The following is a 17,924-nucleotide window of genomic DNA, read 5'->3' on the forward strand; positions in this document are numbered from 1 at the left end:
GTCATTCCAAACATCTTCAATACCCCATTACCTAAAACCCTCGCCATAAACATTCCTATTAGTACCTTTGCGCAAATTTTTTCGTAGCAATGAGCCAACATTTATCAGAACAGGAAATTCAAAGACGCGAATCGTTAAAAAAACTTCGCGACTTGGGCATTGAGCCTTATCCTGCAGCCGAGTATCATATTACCCACACCACCGAGCAAATCAAAGCTCAATATCCAGAAAACAAGGAAGACGAGGCGTTTAAGTCTGTGTCTTTGGCTGGCCGCCTTATGAGCGTTCGCGTGATGGGAAAGGCATCTTTTGCCAACCTTCAGGATGCATCGGGTCGCGTGCAGGTTTATTTCAACCGTGATGTAATCTGTCCCGGAGAAGATAAATCGCTCTACAATGACGTATTCAAAAAGTTGCTGGACATCGGTGACTTTATCGGTATAAAAGGAAAAGTATTTACCACACAGGTTGGAGAAACTACCATTGAGGTAGAATCCTTTACTGTGCTGAGCAAAGCTTTAAAGCCTCTTCCAGTTGTAAAAACTGATGATCAGGGTAATGTGCATGACCGTTTTAACGACCCTGAAATGCGCTACCGCATGCGCTATGTTGACCTAGTGGTAAATGATGGTGTGAAAGAAACCTTTGTGAAACGCACCAAAATCATGAATGCCATGCGCGAGTTTTTCAACGCCAAAGACTATTTGGAAGTTGAAACTCCAATACTACAGCCTATCCCTGGGGGAGCTGCTGCTCGTCCGTTTATTACGCATCACAATGCGCTGGACATGCCTCTTTATCTGCGTATTGCCAATGAGCTTTACCTAAAAAGACTGATTGTTGGTGGTTTTGATGGTGTGTATGAATTTGCAAAAGACTTCAGAAATGAAGGAATGGACCGCACGCACAATCCGGAGTTTACCGTGATGGAAATTTACGTTGCCTATAAGGACTACTTCTGGATGATGGACTTTACCGAAAAGATGCTGGAGCACGTGGTGAAAACCGTAAATGGTGCCACAACGGTGAAAATTGGAGATAAAGAAATTAGCTTCAAAGCTCCGTTTAAGCGTATTAGCATGATTGATGCAATTAAGGAACATACCGGCATCGACATCAACGGAATGGACGAAAAGGAACTACTTGAAGTTTGTAAAAAACTACATGTGGAGACTGACGAAACCATGGGTAAAGGAAAATTGATAGATGAAATTTTTGGTGAAAAATGTGAGCCTCATTACATCCAGCCAACTTTCATTACCGATTACCCTGTAGAAATGTCGCCACTGTGCAAAAAGCATCGTGACAACCCAGAGCTTACTGAGCGCTTTGAACTGATGATAAATGGTAAAGAGGTAGCCAATGCTTACTCTGAGCTAAACGACCCGATTGATCAACGTGAGCGTTTTGAAGCGCAGCTTACACTTTCTGAAAAAGGAGATGACGAAGCGATGTTTATCGATCAGGATTTCCTTAGGGCTTTGGAATACGGAATGCCTCCGACATCGGGTATGGGCATCGGTATAGACCGTTTGACTATGCTCCTTACAGGACAAACTTCTATTCAGGAAGTCCTTTTCTTCCCACAGATGCGTCCAGAGAAAAAACCAGTTCTTCCTAAGAAAGAAGACTTTGAAAAAGTTGGTGTTTCTAAAGAATGGAGCGCACATGTTATGGAAGTTTTTGGTAATGTAAAAAAACTACAAGAAGCGAAAGCCACTCAAGTTCACCAGCAATTGAACGGATACCGCAAAAAGAAAAAGCTGGACATTCCTGCTTTACAATTGCCAGATGTAGAAAATTGGTTTGAATAAAAAATACTACCATTTTACAAAAACAAACGGGGCGGCCTTTTTAGAAGGCCGCCCCGTTTTACTTTGGGGTTAACTGTTATAAATACCCTTAGTATAATTTGCTGCTATCTCTATACCCTGGTAGGTCAAGATACCAATCAGGGAAAGAAGCTCCATTAGTACTTGCCCACTGCGCAAACTTAAGATGAGCTAATACTATATCTGTTTTCTCAATTGGGTAATCAAAAGTTTGAACAGGCGTATAAATCGCCCAAGGCTTGTTGGAGGAATTTACATAATTGTTTCCTGGTCCATTTAGGTCTGAATCATCATCACCTGTATTAAACATACTTAAGTCTGCCAAATCTGTTGGTCCAAACCAAGGAAGGTGTACTTCTGTATTTCTCAGTCCATTTTTAATTAAGAATGGATCAAATGTCATATCCGACAACTCTTGTGGTGAAGAGAAAGTAATATGAATAGTTACCGTATCAGAGGTTCCTGGAGTTGCACTAGGCTCAGTATTAAAGTATCCTCCACTACCCCATGTTACGATATCCAACCAATCTTCCCACACAACAACCACAGCAGATGATTGACCAGCTTCAGTTCCATTCGCGTTTAGCACCGTATACTCTTCTGGGTTTACCGCACCTGTAACAGAAGCGATATCACTAGACGTAAGGTCAGGCATATTGATTGCAAACCCATTATGGTAACCAGCACCACCTGCTCTCAAGAAAAATTTGTGAACCACATCTATAACCTTACCGTTATTGTCCAATCCATAAGTACTATAGCGATCCACTACTTTATCATTAAAGTCATAGTCTCCAGAATATGGCCATAAATCTTCATACGCCACTGTGTTGTAGGTATCCTTAGATGGCTCATAATAGTTATCACATTTCGTAGGGTCGTTAGGGTAAGCATCTTCACTATCACAGCACCCATCACTATCCGCATCAGGACATGGGTTAGTTGGTCGGCACCAATTCCAAGGATCTGAAGCGTAAATTCCATCCATTGAAATGTCATCAATAACACCTCGACTAGATCCACCATATCCCAACCAATACCACTTAATGCGGTAAACACCTGTCCACGTAACCGGAATAGTTTCCGTAATCACATTTCTAGGATCTCCATTTGGCTTATTATACTTATAAATATAAGTGTGATGAAAAATTTTGGGTCCTAAATTACCTTGATCGTCTATAAGGTAAGCCTGTAGGTATCTATACTTACCACTGGTGCTACTAAGCTTATGCTTAAATGTCACATTACCTGTTCCGTCATAAGAAACATATGGTGAATAAAGCTTTGCTGTGCTATAGCAGCCCCACCAACCCTGTAGTTGTGAGGTTTGTGCCATTGGGCTTTCATTTGCTGGGTTACACCCATAACTGCGGCTTCTTATATCAACATTACAAAAAGCCCAGCAGTTCATCCATGAATAGCACTCACTCCCATGGTTAAAATTTTCGGTTACTGCTCCATTCACCGAAAGTGACGCCACAAGAACTGTGGTCAATGATAGTATTAAATTTTTCATTCTTCGTCAACTTTAATTAGTTCAACTTCAGGCTGAGGATTTTCCGAATCATCCATAATTCTTTCCTCATTGGCAGCAGGAACAAAATCAAAACTTGCCATGCCATTATTCACATCCACAAGCTTGGTAATAGCCCCATATTCTACCTTGATTTGCTTGTAGGCAATAGGTAGCTCAAATTGAATGTCAACATCCTCATTCATTCCTACATGACGTGAAAGGATAAGTCTGTCATCTTCAGTTTTAATAACAATAGGTCTCTTGCCAGTAAACATGGCGTCAGAACCTTCAATACGCAAGGTGGTTAACCTTGTCGTTTTCCAATCAAAGTCTTTTGGTACTACCAAGTCGGCAGTACTGACTGCATTTACACTATTTTTGGACTTCACTTGATCCTTGTCTTTTTGACAAGAAGAAAGTGCCAGTACCAGCATAGTGCCTAAAAGCATAAGTTTCTTCATAGTTTAATAATTTGTTAAGTGATTACAACATGTATCTGATTTTTATGCCAAACGACAATCACTTGTGTATTAGTGGCTTATGTTTATTTAATTTATTAAACTTGAACCAAATAGAAACCATCGTCTCATTTTGAGACTTTGTAAATTACCCTTTGGAATTATTTTTGAATGGAATTATACCCGAATAATCTTTTAGAATCTCTCGACTTTAACTTCGTAAAAAAGGCTGTCAGCAATCATTGTAGTTCAACAGAATCAAAACGTAGAATTCTTGACCTTTCTCCTTTATCTGATTCTACTACCATATATCAGGAACTAGAAACCACTGACGAGATTCTAGCTTATATACTTTCTGATGAGAGTTTTCCCTCTACACAGTTTACAGAAATCACCGAAACCGCAAACAGGTTAAAGATAAAAGGGAACGTTCCTGAGACAAAAGCTTTTGCCGAACTTCGCTCCACACTGTTGGTTTATGAGTCACTATTTACCTTCCTAAAAAAGAAAAAGGACAGGTTTGAAATACTATTTGGAACCATGGTGGAGCTTGAGCCAAATCCTTTTCTTACCAAAAGCATCGATGAAAAAATAGATGAACGTGGCGAAATTCGTTCTAATGCTTCAAAGGAACTGGCCTCAATTAGAAACTCATTAAACAAAAGCCGAGCTGCAGCTGACCGCATTTTTGCCAGAGCTGTAAAAAAGTATCGTGACCGTGGTGTGTTGGCCGAGTTTGACGAAACTATTTCTGAGAACCGAAGAGTCCTTGCCATTCAATCTGCGTATAAGGGACAGGTACCAGGAATTTTTCATGGGAGCAGCAGCAAAAGCTCTATAACCTACATAGAACCAGCCGAAACTGTGGAGGTGAATAATGAAGTTGCAAAACTTCAGGATGATGAAAAACAGGAAATACGAAGAATACTTAAAGAACTTAGTGAACAGCTTCGTCCCTTTGCAACTCCTATTCTTCAAATGGAGCAAAAACTTATCTATTTAGATTTTACTCGAGCCAAGGCACTGTTTGCTTATAAACAAGAATGTTGTCTTCCGGTGATTTCGGATGAAAAGAAAATTACTCTAATTGAGGCTTACAACCCTGTTCTTAAAATTCTGAATGACCAAAAAGGCAAGCCCACCATTCCTTTAAACTTAAAGCTAAACCAAGACCACAGAATACTTGTAATTAGCGGTCCCAATGCCGGTGGAAAATCTATAACCCTAAAAACCTTAGGGCTTTTAGATCTGATGCTTCAGTCTGGGCTTCTAGTTCCCGTACATCCAGATAGCACCATGACCTTATTTTCTCGCATTTATGCAGATATTGGCGATAGCCAGTCTATAGAAAATGAGTTGAGCACCTACAGCTCTAAACTTCAAAAAATGAAGCACTTTTTAGAGTTTGCTGATGATGATACGCTTTTACTTTTGGATGAATTTGGCTCTGGCTCCGATCCCGAGCTCGGAAGCTCGCTTGCTCAAGTTTTTCTTGAAAAACTAAATTCCTTTAAAGTCTACGGAATTTTCACCACTCACTATAATGATATAAAGGCCTTGGCGGCAAAATTGCCCGGTGTTCAAAATGGAGCCATGCTTTTTGACAAGAAAAACCTAAACCCACAATATGTGCTTGAGGTGGGCAATCCTGGAAGTTCATACACCTTTGAGGTGGCTGGAAAAAGTGGCATCCCCCATCATATTATTAATGAAGCAAAAGGCAAAACTTCAAAGGAAACTTTGCAAGTAGATAAACTTTTGGTTCAACTTCAAGATGATAAACTGCACCTTGAAAAAAAGAAAAATCAGCTAAACCAAGAACTTACCAAGCTTAGAAAACTAGAAAGAGAGCGAAAGTCTACCATCGAAAAATTGGAAGAAAAACTCAGCAAACAATCCCGTCAAAATGAAGAAAACGACCGGATTATTTATTGGGGGCAACGCTTTCAAAAGTTGGTAGATAGCTGGATGGACCAAACCGGAAAAAAAGATAAAAAAGAGGTCGTTTCCCGATTTATCGGAATTCTGAACCAGCGCAGCGGTGAAACAGAGCAGGAAGAGAAAAAAACCGTTAGCAAAGCCCAATCCCGAAGGGCAAAGCAAATCAATGAACTAAAAGAAGCTCCAGTAAAGATAGGAGACCAGGTGAAGATAATTGAGAGCGGCATAAAAGGAAACATCATTGAAATAAAGCGCGACAAGTACACTATTTCGCTTGGCGCGAATATTTCCACCACGGTAAATCGTGAGCAGTTTATTCCGGCTACAGCAAAATTGGAGAATGCTCCCAAGGTGAAAAAACGAAAGAAAACCTTTGCTCCACAAAAAAAGAACTCACCTAAAAACCAAGGAGACAAACCCAGCAAATCTTAAAATCCTATTTTTGGCGCAAACACGCAATATTCTATGGAAGAAGTAGTATCGGACATCCCCCTAATAACCAATGACGCTGTAGTTTTTGGAATCTTAATTTCACTGCTGTTGCTCATTTTTAAAACAACCGAGCTCAACGGTTTTAAAAAATTCTACAAGATTATTCCAGCACTTTTGCTGTGCTACTTTTTACCTTCTCTATTTAGCACCTTTGGCATAATCTCACCAAAGTGGATTGATATGGATGCAGCCATAGCAGTGCTTACTCAAAACGGCTATGACTTAAGCGGAATCACAAAATTCAAAGACTTCAAAAACTTTGTTCTGACCAATGAAGTGGACCCAGCATTACTAAGCCCTTTCATCGGAAAATCATATTTATACTTTGTGGCCAGTCGCTATTTGCTACCCGCCAGTTTAGTTTTGCTCACCCTGAGCATTAATCTAAAAGAAGTATTTAAGCTCGGCCCAAAGGCGCTTATCATGTTTGTAACCGGTACTATCGGAGTAGTCATTGGAGGCCCATTGGCAATTATGCTTTTTTCATCTTTTGCTCCAGATATCGTTGGTGGGGTGGCGCCCAATGAAGTGTGGCGAGGCATGACCACTATTGCCGGAAGCTGGATTGGTGGAGGCGCTAATCAGTTGGCCATGTATGAGATTTTTAAAGAAGGAGATGCCAACCTTATTTCAGGAGGTCTCTTTAGCATGATGATTACCGTAGACATTATCGTGGCTGAAGTTTGGATGTTTTTCCTATTACTTGGTGTGGGAAAAGCAGCTAAGATTGACAAGTTTTTTAAAGCTGATGCTTCTGCTGTGGAAACCCTTAAAAACCACATGCAGGAATTTAGCGAACGCACAGCACGCATTCCCAGCTTTACAGATTTAATGGTAATAATAGGTATTGGATTAGGTTTTACAGGTCTTGCCCATTTGGGAGCTGACATCATTGCCCCTTGGGTAAATGTCAACGCCCCTTACCTGGCAAAAACATTCAGCTTGGGCTCTGGCTTTTTCTGGCTTATTGTACTCGCCACCACTTTTGGTATAATAATGAGTTTTACCAAAGTGAGAAATTACGAAGGTGCTGGCGCGAGTAAAATGGGTAGTGTATTCATTTATATATTAGTGGCTACTATTGGTATGAAAATGGACATCATGGCCATTTTTGACAACCCAGGAATTTTCCTCGTAGGCCTTACCTGGATGACTGTTCACGTAGCACTGCTCGTTATTGTAGCAAAACTTATCCGAGCTCCTTTCTTCTTTTTAGCCGTGGGTAGTAAGGCAAACATTGGTGGAGCCGCATCCGCACCGGTAGTTGCCGCAGCCTTCCATCCTTCCCTAGCTCCTGTAGGCGTATTATTGGCCGTACTAGGATATGCTCTTGGAACTTATGGCGCATTGATTTGCGGTTATCTAATGCAAGCCGTGGCTCCTTAATTTTTTTTAATGAGGACAACTTTACTTTTTATTCTTTCACTCTTTGTGATAGGAGCGTCTGCTCAATTAAACGGAACATATACCGTGGGATCAGCTCCATCGGATTTTGCCACTCTTAATGATGCTCGCGACAGTATTTATTTTGGTGGCACCTCTGGCCCAGTAACTCTCCTTATTAAACCAGGTGCCTATACTACTCCAATGATGTGGGGCAGCATAAATCCGGCAGATACAATAACGATTGAATCTCAGAGTGGTGACACCTCCAATACATCCTTGGTGTTTTCGATGATTTATGAATGTGAAAACATAAAAATTAAAAACCTGAAGCTTATACCCGTTACCAATACTAATACTGTATATACTGACAAGGGAAGTGCCATTGAAAGATGTAAAAACATTATTATTGATAGTTGTCTTATTGTTGGTAAGCTTCAGAGGTATCACAACATAGGGTTTACCATTAGTGACTGCTACGGAGGCTTACAGATTTCCAACAATACTTTTCAGAGACTAAAGATGGGGGTGGTATTCTCAGCATACTCCTATTACAATTCTAAATATCACATGGGCACCAAAGTCATTAGTGGCAATCACTTTATTAATATAGAAACTGCACTAAAGTTTGGTGGCTACTTTACGGACACTACAATCATTGCTCACAATCGAATTGATGGTGGCGAAGTTGGAATACAGATGTATTATGTCAGCAACTCAAACCGCTTGGAACTCCGCAGCGGCCTAATGCTTATTGATGGAAACCTTATAACTAACCCCTCTATCAAAGCTATCTTTCTAGATTTCATGGTACTCAATGCAGGAAATGTGGTTTTAAGAAATAACATGCTCTCCGGAGGTTATGAGCATAATCATACTTTTAGTACTCCCGGACAATCGTTCGTGGTTTCTTACGTCAGAACCTTAGAAATAAACGCCACAGAAAACGTAGACCTTTACAACAATAGCATTTGGGGAGGACTGGTATTTGCAAATTTAGGAGCCAATACACGTATAAAAAACAATGCCTTTTATAGTGATAAACAAACTATAATACTATATGATATCATCCCTTACATTTTTGAAAACAACTCCTTTTTTACTCCACACGGATCAGATTCGATCGGTTTTTCGACCAGCAACCAACAGTATCTGCATTTCTCTGATTTCTCCATTTATAAATACCATGTTTGGAAGAACCCTAACTTTATTTCTCAAACAGATCTGCACGCTTGCTCAGATGCGCTAGTAGGGGCCGGGAGAAATACCGGAACCCTATTCGATTTTGATGGCGAATCTCGATCCGTCACCTCGCCCGATATTGGGGCGGATGAATTTAAAAACTCAAACATAGCACCTTGTGCATTTTATGCACAGACCTGCACAGACTCTAGCTCCACCCTTACCTTTACTGACAGCAGCCCTAGGTCTACCTCTTCCTTTTGGAAGTTTAGTGACGGCACTAGTTACACAAGCAAATCTTTCTCTAAAACGTTTTCCGGTCAAGGAACGCATACATTTAAGCTAATAAGCTCTAATAGCTATGGCAGAGACTCGCTTGAAAGTACAGTTGATTTTTCCAGCGTTGTGCAACAAACTATTTCTGTGCAACAAAACCAAGTTTCAATAGACACTGGATATTTTTATTATCAGTGGTATCGAGATACCATTGCAATTTCTGGGGCAACCAAGTACTTCTACCAGGCAAGTACACCTGGCCATTATGGCGTTCAATATGAAAACGAATTTGGCTGTCTGGTATGGGCTAAAAACACACCATTCCTCACACAACCTGAATTATCGCTAACCCAACCGCGGAACATACAACTATACCCTAACCCAGCGTCCTCGGTAGTAAACCTTTCGTCCAAAGACAAAAGCATAAAGAATGTTGAAGTTATAGACCTTTATGGTAAGACTTTGAGCCATACAGAACTTAACGCTAAAACAGGTTTAATTACAGTTGAAGACCTTCCTAAAGGTATCTACATCTTTAGAGTTTGGCTAAAGGATCAAAACTACCCTCATGATCTTAAAGTTGAAATTTTATGACACGTATTTTTATTTGGCTTGTTTCTCTTTTTCCCTTTTTAATCTTTGCTCAAACAATTTCTCCTGCAACAGATGAAGAAACCCTAAAAGAAATCTACACCACTGCTTTAGTGAAAAACCAAGGCTACAAGTGGCTTGAGGAGCTCACCGAAATGGGACCTCGATTAACGGGCTCTGAGAATGCGACTAAAGCTGTTTATCACTTTCAAAAAATAGCGGACTCTCTTGGTTTTAAAACCTTTCTTCAGCCGGTAACTGTTCCGCAATGGGTAAGAGGAGAAGCCGAAGAAGCCAATTACAAGACCACAGAAGGAAAAATTGTTTTGAACCCCTGTGCACTCGGAGGTTCCATTGCCACTCCTAAAAATGGCCTTACAGCCCCTCTTTTTGAAATTACCTCTTTTGAACAATTAGATACAGTGACTACAGAGCTGGAAGGGAAAATCGCTTTCTACAACATTCCTATGAACCCTGCTTTTATAAACACCTTTTTTGCCTACTCCAGTAGCGCCAAACAGCGTTATGTGGGTGCTTTGGAAGCTTCAAAAAAAGGAGCTGTAGGCGTAGTAATCCGTTCGCTTAGCGCCACGATTAATGACTTTCCTCATACCGGAAGTATGACTTATAAAGGTGCCGATGTGAAAATTCCAGCAATGGCCATCAGCACACTTGACGCTGAACAACTCAGCACAAACCTAAATGCAGACCCGTCCTTAGAGTTTTTCATGAAAATGAACTGTGAAGGTAAGGACAGCGTGACTTCTTACAACCTTGTGGCTGAAATAAAGGGCTCTGAAAAACCGGAGGAAGTAATTGTTCTTGGTGGTCATATCGACTCATGGGACTTAGGCACAGGGGCTCATGATGATGGTGCCGGCTGCGTGCATTCTCTGGAAGCTATTTGGCTTCTAAAGCAAATGGATCTTCTACCTAAACGCACCGTTCGCGTGGTTTTCTTTATGAATGAAGAGTTTGGGCTAAATGGTGCCAAAGTTTACGCCAAGGAAAGCAAAAAGGAAAACATAAATCACGTCATTGCCATTGAGTCAGATGCTGGCGGGTTTTCACCTAGAGGAATTAGCGTGGTAGCACCTGATAGTTTGGTGGCCCGTGTTCGCGAATTCAGATCTCTTTTTGAACCCTATGGCTTGCACCAATTTACTGAAACAGGTTCCGGAGCCGATATTTCACAACTATACAGCAAAGATCTGGTGATGCTGGGTTTGCGCCCCGATAATCACCGTTATTTTGACATCCATCATTCGGCTGCAGATGTAATAGAATCTGTAAGTCCCCGTGAGCTGGAGACGGGCTCCGCAACTTTGGCGGCATTCATTTATTTACTTGATAAGTATGATGTAGTTGCCAAATAAGAAGTGAAATCAAGCCCTAAAAACAACCCTTATAAAAGTTTTTCCTGTTGATTATCAACATTCAAGTAAGATTTGTTAAAAAACTTTTATGCTTATCGTGAACTATTTGAAACAATAACCCGTTCTTTATACCGGTTAAGGTTTGGTTAATTGTTGTAATTAACTTTACAACAATAAGGGAGGTGCTTACCTCCCTTTTCTTTTTCCCTTCATTCCCTCCTAAAAATCCAGTTTGTTTCAGAAAAAGAGTGGTTTTCACAACCTACTCGTAAAGTTCAATTATTTTTTTGGCTTAAATACAATGTCTACTTAGCCTAAAAAATCTACAAATTCCAGATGTAGGAAAACCCTCTCACGCACGTCAAGCCGTGAAAATCACCAACATTGTCAATAACTTTTTCGACAAATCATTTATAGTTTTTTCTTTAGTCAAAAAATACCTTGTTGGTTTTTAGTTAATTAGAACTTGTTATCTTGAAAAAGATTTCTATATTCGTTCGCCTTCAAATAAATTATTAACAAATCGAACAATGCATACAATAATTAATTTCTTGGAGCATTTACACGTTGATGTTCCGTTTGGAGGAGGGGGAAAATCTATTGATCTAATTAACTCACCTCAGGGAACATCATTAACAGTCACGCCTAATAGACGTGAACTGTTTAAATGTTTTAATTATACTTTTAAGAATAATTAGTAAGCCAAAAGCTCACTTACCCTTTCAGCAACTTTTTTTCCGTTAGGAATCATTTCTTGTTCAAGCGTACTATTCAATGGAATAGCTGGCATATTTTCTGAGCCAATTACTTCTACAGGAGCATCAAGCTTACGAAAACATTCCTTTTGAATAAATCCAGCCAAGCCTTGAGCAAACGAATTTCTCACCGGTTCTTCGGTTACCACCAAACACTTACCATGCTTCTTTACTCGCTCCGTAATCAAATCTTCGTCCAGAGGATAAAGCGTGCGTAAATCCACTACCTCTACCTGGCCTTGGTGCTGCTTCCAGGCTTCTTTTGCCCAGTATACACCCATTCCATAAGTAACTATGCAGCATGATTCACCATTTTCTATGGCTTCTTCATCCGCTTCGTATGCGATTCTTCCTTTGCCAAAAGGAACCACATAATCATCGGATGGCTCTACAGTTTTGGCATCTTCAGTACCTTTTATTTTACTCCAGTAAAGTCCTTTGTGCTCTAGCATTACTACCGGGTTGGGGTCATAATATGCGGCTTTCATCAGCCCCTTCAAATCGGCCCCTGTACTTGGGTAAGCGATTTTAATTCCGCGAATATTAGTCAACACACTCTCAACACTACTAGAGTGATAAGGGCCTCCAGAACCATAAGCGCCTATTGGCACACGTAAAATCATACTCACTGGCCATTTACCGTTACTCAAATAGCAACTTCGTGAAACCTCCGTAAACAGTTGGTTCAAACCTGGCCAGATATAATCGGCAAACTGCACTTCTACGATTGGCTTCAAGCCAACAGCACTCATGCCCACTGTAGACCCTACAATAAATGCCTCCTGGATGGGTGTATTAAATACACGGTCGTCTCCAAAAGTCTGCGCCAATGTAGCTGCTTCTCTAAAAACCCCTCCAATACGTGCACCTACATCTTGTCCATAAAGCAATGCTTCCGGGTGCTTGTGCATTAGTTCTTTGATGGCAAAAAGCGCTGAATCTACCATTACGGTTTTTTCTCTACCCTTTGGCTCGCGCTCACCTGTTTCCTCAGTAATGGAAGTAGGCGCAAAGTCATGCATATATAAATCTTCTGGGCGCGGATCTTCAGCTTTCAAAGCCTCTTTGTAATCTGACTCAACAGTTGCTATGGCGGCTGACTCAATCTCATTAATTTCAGCACCCGAAATCCCCGCAGCCTTCAACTCCTGAATCATTTTTGGATACGGATCACGGCTCCTTGCTTCTGCCAATTCGTCTTTATCGTGACGATAAAATTCCATCCTCACCCCAGAAGTATGGTGGTTTAGCAATGGCACTTTTGCGTGCACCAAAAATGGTCGTCTTTCCTTTCTCACAATAGTGATAACCTCTTCCATGGTTTTATAGCTTTCGCTAAAAATGGTACCATCTATGCTGCGGGTTTCTATCTTTTTAAACCCTTCGGCATATTCTGCCGCGTTCATAGCACGAGTCTCCTTTTCGTTGGCTGAAATATCCCAGCCGTTGTCCTGAACCACAAAAATGATTGGCAATTGCTTTAAGGCCGCCATTTGCATGGCCTCAGAAATTTCTCCCTCTGTCATTGCCGCATCTCCAATAGAACAAACAACTACAGGCTTTTCTGCACCATAGTTTTCCCCCAAATTATGGATTTCCTTTAAAGCAATTCCCATAGCCACACCTGTGGTAGGAATGGCTTGCATGCCCGTAGCCGAAGACTGGTGAGGAATTTTTGGCTTGTCCGCATCATTCAAACTGGGGTGCGAATAGTAAGTTCTTCCACCAGAAAATGGATCATCGCGTTTCGCTAAAAGCTGTAACATTACATCGTAAGGACGCATACCTATTCCCAGCAAAACAGAATCATCACGGTAGTATGGTGCAACCCAATCTTGTGGTTTCAAATGCATGGCCATTGCCAATTGAATAGCCTCATGCCCACGACTGGTGGCATGCACATACTTCGCGGTAATTTCCTTATTTCCTTCGTAGAGCTCGGCCATACTCTTGGCTGTACTCATCAAGCTAAAGGCTTTTTTTAGAATATATTTCGAAATAGAAATTGACTGTGCTGTATTTGCGTCTTTCATGCGATTTTCTTTTTGTGAAAAGAGGGCTGCAAATATCGTAAACTATAAGGTAAGGGCATAACCAATTTGAAATGCCGTAATTTGAAATTAATCTACTGCGCTATGAAATATTTTGATCGTGACTTTTTAGAGTTTTTTAAGGAGCTTGCCGCTAATAATCACAAAGAGTGGTTTTATGTGAACCGCAAGCGCTATGAGAAGTCTGTAAAGAAACCCTTTGAAAATTTTATATCGGCACTACTGGAGGAGTCTCGTCAAATTGATCCTTCTATTTCAGCCCAAGCTAAAGACTGTATTTTTCGCATAAATCGTGATATCCGCTTTTCGCAGGATAAATCACCCTATAAATTGGATCGCTCAGCTATTATTTCTGAAAAAGGAAGAAAGGATCATTCTTCACCAGGCTTTTATATTTCGCTCGGCCCAGAACATATAAGCGTTGGCGGGGGTGCTTATTTTTTACAAAAAAAACAATTGGCAGCTGTACGCCATAAAATTGCCGACAACCCCAAAAAAGTAAAGGCTTTACTAAATGATCCCAACTTTGTAAATTTCTTTGACGAATTAAAGGGAGAAGAAAACAAACGTCTACCCAAAGAGCTTACTGAGGCTGCAGAAAAACAGCCGTTGATTTATAAAAAGCAATTGTATTATATGACTACGCTAGATCCAGCGTTAATAGAAACGGATGAACTTATGCCTATCGTCCTTGAGCACTTTTCGGCTGGTGCACCAGTAAGTGCCTTTTTGAAAAACGCCATCTCAAACTAAATCTCATTTATGAGATACTCGCTCCTCATACTACTATTACTACTTGGACTTTCATCCAAAGGCTCACATATTATTGGCGGAAACTTTGAGGTAACTCAAAAAAGTGGAAACGAATTTAATGTGATGCTTACCATATTTAAAGATTGTAGCAGGGGCACCGCCAGACTTACAGACATGTATGTTTCAGCATTTGATGCTGCCACAGGCGCTGAAGTAGTGCGCGTATTAATAGCGATAAACCCCGGGGACACACTTGCCTTGGGAGATGAATGCTACTCGCCACCTTCGCTATGTGTGGAGGAATACAATTACCTTGATAGCATTACTCTTCCTAATAATCCCAATGGATATATTTTATCTGCCCAGCTCTGCTGTCGCAATGCCATTATTGACAACATAGTCAACCCAGACCAAACGGGCATGACGTGGACAGTCAAGGTACCTGACCCTGCTATTGGCAATAGCACACCACGGTTGGGTCGATATCCCACGGCAGGCTTTTTATGCTTACAGCAGTTGCGCACGCTCGATCTCGGAGCTGTCGATCCTGATGGCGATTCACTATTTTACGAATTGGTAACTCCCTACACCAGCCCTTCGAGCCCACCGGGAAGCAATCCTGCAAAAGCACCTCCTTACAGCCCCATCAACTGGAATACTGGCTACTCCGCAAACAATGCTATTATTGGTAATCCCTCCTTACAAATTGATGGCAACACAGGAGTTTTAACATGTAATGCGTCTCAAATTGGATTATATGTGTTTGCCTATTCTGTAAGTGAGTATCGAGGTGGTGTAAGAATAGGTGAAGTGAGGCGGGATATGCAACTTCAAGTTTTACCCTGTGAAACGAATACTCTTCCCACATTTGTTGCACCTCAAACTCTTAGCTATAATACTATCGTGCGCGAAGAAACCTGCATCTCTATTCTAGTAGTTGATTCCAATGAAACAGACTCCATTTATGTGACTTCAGAGTTTGCAGCTACACCAGGCTATGAAGGCAGTACCGCTCCTTCGTCAATAAAAAAAAATGGCTTTGGAAGTGTTCAGGGTCAAATTTGCTATACACCAAACTGCCTAGATGTGAACCTGGTTAAAACTATGGCAATTAACCTTAAGGCTATTTCTTATAACTGCAGACACACAGACACCATCACAGAAAGTCTTGTCATAAACCTAGAATCGATAAACCCTGATGTAGAGGAGTTGTTTCCCAATGTGTTTACCCCAAATGGTGATGGAGCAAATGATTTCTTTCAACTCACCGAACCCATTTCTATCCCGTGCTTAAATGATTTTGAGATCAGAATTTTTAACCGGTGGGGAACACTGGTTTATGAGCATCAAGGCTCCGACTTTAGTTGGGACGGGAACTATAAATCACGCGAGACTGCAGATGGCGTTTACTACTTTATCATAAACGGGTCATACACCGATGAGCCTTTTACCTACAAAAACTTCCTTACCCTCATTAGATAAAAAAAGCGTAGCAACCGAGGTTACTACGCTCTTCCATACTTTTAAAGTACGCTAAATCTATTTTGGCTGGTAGCCAAAGTTATAGGCAAAACCTACTCCTATTACTTCTTTAAACTGCGTACGAGGACCATCCATTATTCCATCATTGTTTGTGTCAAACAAAATATCATGATCATAAATAAGGTTAAGAGCAACACTAGCTGAAATAAAGTCGTTTACCTTCATGAAAAGTTTAAACTCACTGTTCACATCAATGTATTTATACTGTCCATCTAAGTAGTTTGAAAATAAGTCAAGCTTAAACTGCATATCTACATTTTTTAGCAACTCTCTACGATAGGTCACATTTACGTATCCCCCAATTTCGTAGCGAAACTGCTTACCTGCAACATAAGCACCATTTACAGTATCCGCTGCTTCAACACCAAAAGAACCCGCATCAGCCAATACCTGATCCTGCACAAAAGTCATTTTTGAAGTTGCAGGAGATATGTAAACCGTAAAGTTTTCATTAGGCGCATACGTAGCTCCAAGACCTACTAGCAAATAACCAGGTGCCATAAAGCGTGAAATACGATCATCTACATCCTTGCTTCCTGCCACGCTATACCCATCAGTTAATTGGGTTCTAAAGTTTAGCTCACCGCTCAAACTCCAGTTCTTACTAAGATGTCTATCTACTCGAGATACCAACTCAAATCGGTCGTCTGTCTTATTAAAAACATCTTCCTGAAGGTTCAAACCATAAGCCACGTCCAGGCTATTGGCCCAGCCCCAGTCTCCACCATTGTCATAGTTGGCAAAAACACTGAATATAGCATTACCTGCGACAGAATTCACACCACCCGCTTGCCAATTTTGGTAAGATGATTGCGCAAATTGAAGACCCATATTTCCTCCTACTTTCCAGGCTGTGTCTTGTGCTGCTGTAGCTGAATCCGTTTGCCCGAAAGCGTATCCCCCAGCAAATAGTGTAATTAAAAGAATAGAAATTTTCCTCATAGTAGTGTTGATTAGGTTAATATATTGATTGAAAAAATAAGAATTTACTTTGATTTAAAAGCGGCAATGGCATTTTTGGTAAAGTCAGAAAGCACCATTCTACCACTCAGTTCGGCTCTTTCGATCAGAAGATTGTCCCAATCGTCTGTACCTCTCCAAAACACTTTCTTTAATGATTCCATTGCATCAGGATTGGACTTGCGAAATTGCGCCACAAGCTTTTCTATTGCCTCGTCCATTTCCTCCACTGTGTCAAAAGTGTGATTATACAAACCACGACTTTCTGCCCATTGCGCATCACGCCACTCGTTAGCATTTATCGCCAATTCACTCATTCCGCTAAGGCCAAGCTTGCGCTCTACAGCAGGCCCTACTACAAATGGGCCAATACCCACTGCCAATTCTGAAAGCTTAACAGCGGCATGCTTAGTTGCAAAACAATAATCTACAGAAGAAGCCAGACCTACACCGCCTCCTACAGCTTTTCCTTGCACACGGCCAATAATCAACTTTGGGCATTTGCGCATTGCGTTGATGACATTGGCAAATCCGCTAAAAAATTTCTTTCCGGTATCAAAATCTTCAATAGACGTAAGCTCGTCAAAACTTGCTCCAGCGCAAAAAGCGCGTTCTCCTTCAGACTTTAACAAGATGACTTTTACCTCATCGTTGTTTCCTGCCTCGGTAATGCTTTCCGCCAATTTGGCCAATAACTTTCCAGGAAGAGAATTACTCATGGGGTGAAAAAACTGAATGGTCGCCAAACCATTTTCTATGGATGTTTCAACATGTCCTTGTTGCGTTGGATCTTGCATATTGAAGTTTTAGATTTTT

Annotated in this window: 12 protein-coding genes; 7 read left to right on the forward strand and 5 right to left on the reverse strand. The window is 41.0% G+C overall.

The window, feature by feature from the left end:
* Window positions 1-89 precede the first annotated feature (89 nt).
* Window positions 90-1,814, forward strand: a complete 1,725-nt coding sequence (gene lysS / locus OWEHO_RS10955; protein ID WP_014202543.1) for a lysine--tRNA ligase — start codon at window positions 90-92, stop codon at window positions 1,812-1,814.
* Window positions 1,815-1,902: 88 nt separating this feature from the next.
* Here the strand turns inward: lysS and OWEHO_RS10960 are convergent, their stop codons facing one another.
* Together OWEHO_RS10960 and OWEHO_RS10965 are read right to left on the reverse strand one after the other, a co-directional pair.
* Window positions 1,903-3,348: an LruC domain-containing protein gene (locus OWEHO_RS10960; protein WP_014202544.1), complete on the reverse strand. Its 1,446-nt coding sequence runs from the start codon at window positions 3,346-3,348 to the stop codon at window positions 1,903-1,905.
* The gene (locus tag OWEHO_RS10965; protein WP_014202545.1) at window positions 3,345-3,809 is read right to left on the reverse strand and encodes a hypothetical protein; all 465 of its coding nucleotides are present in this window, start codon (window positions 3,807-3,809) and stop codon (window positions 3,345-3,347) included. The genes OWEHO_RS10960 and OWEHO_RS10965 overlap by 4 nt, the downstream gene beginning before the upstream one ends.
* A gap of 168 nt (window positions 3,810-3,977) precedes the next feature.
* Between OWEHO_RS10965 and OWEHO_RS10970 the strand changes: the two genes are divergently transcribed.
* The 4 genes from OWEHO_RS10970 to OWEHO_RS10985 are packed head-to-tail and all read left to right on the forward strand — an operon-like array spanning window position 3,978 to window position 11,047.
* A complete protein-coding gene (locus OWEHO_RS10970) occupies window positions 3,978-6,179 on the forward strand; it encodes an endonuclease MutS2 (protein WP_014202546.1) in 2,202 nt (733 codons plus the stop codon).
* 33 nt (window positions 6,180-6,212) lie between these two features.
* Entirely contained in the window at window positions 6,213-7,625 is a 1,413-nt protein-coding gene (locus OWEHO_RS10975) for a DUF819 family protein (RefSeq protein WP_014202547.1), read from the forward strand.
* A 9-nt stretch (window positions 7,626-7,634) separates the two neighbouring features.
* The gene (locus tag OWEHO_RS10980) at window positions 7,635-9,674 is read left to right on the forward strand and encodes a T9SS type A sorting domain-containing protein (protein WP_014202548.1); all 2,040 of its coding nucleotides are present in this window, start codon (window positions 7,635-7,637) and stop codon (window positions 9,672-9,674) included.
* A complete protein-coding gene (locus tag OWEHO_RS10985; protein WP_014202549.1) occupies window positions 9,671-11,047 on the forward strand; it encodes a M20/M25/M40 family metallo-hydrolase in 1,377 nt (458 codons plus the stop codon). The genes OWEHO_RS10980 and OWEHO_RS10985 overlap by 4 nt, the downstream gene beginning before the upstream one ends.
* A 694-nt stretch (window positions 11,048-11,741) precedes the next feature.
* On the opposite strand, the gene OWEHO_RS10995 is transcribed toward OWEHO_RS10985, so the two are convergent.
* Window positions 11,742-13,835, reverse strand: coding sequence for an alpha-ketoacid dehydrogenase subunit alpha/beta (locus tag OWEHO_RS10995; RefSeq protein WP_014202551.1), 2,094 nt, complete (start codon window positions 13,833-13,835; stop codon window positions 11,742-11,744).
* 102 nt (window positions 13,836-13,937) lie between these two features.
* Here OWEHO_RS10995 and OWEHO_RS11000 point away from each other — a divergent pair, with 102 nt between their 5' ends.
* Window positions 13,938-14,606: a DUF2461 domain-containing protein gene (locus OWEHO_RS11000; protein WP_014202552.1), complete on the forward strand. Its 669-nt coding sequence runs from the start codon at window positions 13,938-13,940 to the stop codon at window positions 14,604-14,606.
* A 9-nt stretch (window positions 14,607-14,615) separates the two neighbouring features.
* Window positions 14,616-16,088, forward strand: a complete 1,473-nt coding sequence (locus tag OWEHO_RS11005; RefSeq protein WP_014202553.1) for a gliding motility-associated C-terminal domain-containing protein — start codon at window positions 14,616-14,618, stop codon at window positions 16,086-16,088.
* 57 nt (window positions 16,089-16,145) lie between these two features.
* Here the strand turns inward: OWEHO_RS11005 and OWEHO_RS11010 are convergent, their stop codons facing one another.
* On the reverse strand, window positions 16,146-17,090 hold the full coding sequence (locus OWEHO_RS11010) for a DUF3078 domain-containing protein (protein WP_014202554.1): 945 nt from the start codon (window positions 17,088-17,090) through the stop codon (window positions 16,146-16,148).
* A gap of 44 nt (window positions 17,091-17,134) precedes the next feature.
* The gene (locus OWEHO_RS11015; protein WP_014202555.1) at window positions 17,135-17,905 is read right to left on the reverse strand and encodes an enoyl-CoA hydratase/isomerase family protein; all 771 of its coding nucleotides are present in this window, start codon (window positions 17,903-17,905) and stop codon (window positions 17,135-17,137) included.
* Between the last annotated feature and the right edge of the window lie 19 nt (window positions 17,906-17,924).

Source organism: Owenweeksia hongkongensis DSM 17368, assembly GCF_000236705.1.
Lineage (GTDB): Bacteria > Bacteroidota > Bacteroidia > Flavobacteriales > Schleiferiaceae > Owenweeksia > Owenweeksia hongkongensis.

Bases quoted from the DNA above. Each gene is read 5' to 3' on its own strand.
- OWEHO_RS10965 (WP_014202545.1), bottom strand. From the start codon at position 3,809: ATGAAGAAACTTATGCTTTTAGGCACTATGCTGGTACTGGCACTTTCT.
- OWEHO_RS10985 (WP_014202549.1), top strand. From the start codon at position 9,671: ATGACACGTATTTTTATTTGGCTTGTTTCTCTTTTTCCCTTTTTAATC.
- OWEHO_RS10995 (WP_014202551.1), bottom strand. From the start codon at position 13,835: ATGAAAGACGCAAATACAGCACAGTCAATTTCTATTTCGAAATATATT.
- OWEHO_RS11000 (WP_014202552.1), top strand. From the start codon at position 13,938: ATGAAATATTTTGATCGTGACTTTTTAGAGTTTTTTAAGGAGCTTGCC.
- OWEHO_RS10960 (WP_014202544.1), bottom strand. From the start codon at position 3,348: ATGAAAAATTTAATACTATCATTGACCACAGTTCTTGTGGCGTCACTT.
- OWEHO_RS10975 (WP_014202547.1), top strand. From the start codon at position 6,213: ATGGAAGAAGTAGTATCGGACATCCCCCTAATAACCAATGACGCTGTA.
- OWEHO_RS10970 (WP_014202546.1), top strand. From the start codon at position 3,978: ATGGAATTATACCCGAATAATCTTTTAGAATCTCTCGACTTTAACTTC.
- OWEHO_RS11010 (WP_014202554.1), bottom strand. From the start codon at position 17,090: ATGAGGAAAATTTCTATTCTTTTAATTACACTATTTGCTGGGGGATAC.
- OWEHO_RS11005 (WP_014202553.1), top strand. From the start codon at position 14,616: ATGAGATACTCGCTCCTCATACTACTATTACTACTTGGACTTTCATCC.
- OWEHO_RS11015 (WP_014202555.1), bottom strand. From the start codon at position 17,905: ATGCAAGATCCAACGCAACAAGGACATGTTGAAACATCCATAGAAAAT.
- lysS (WP_014202543.1), top strand. From the start codon at position 90: ATGAGCCAACATTTATCAGAACAGGAAATTCAAAGACGCGAATCGTTA.
- OWEHO_RS10980 (WP_014202548.1), top strand. From the start codon at position 7,635: ATGAGGACAACTTTACTTTTTATTCTTTCACTCTTTGTGATAGGAGCG.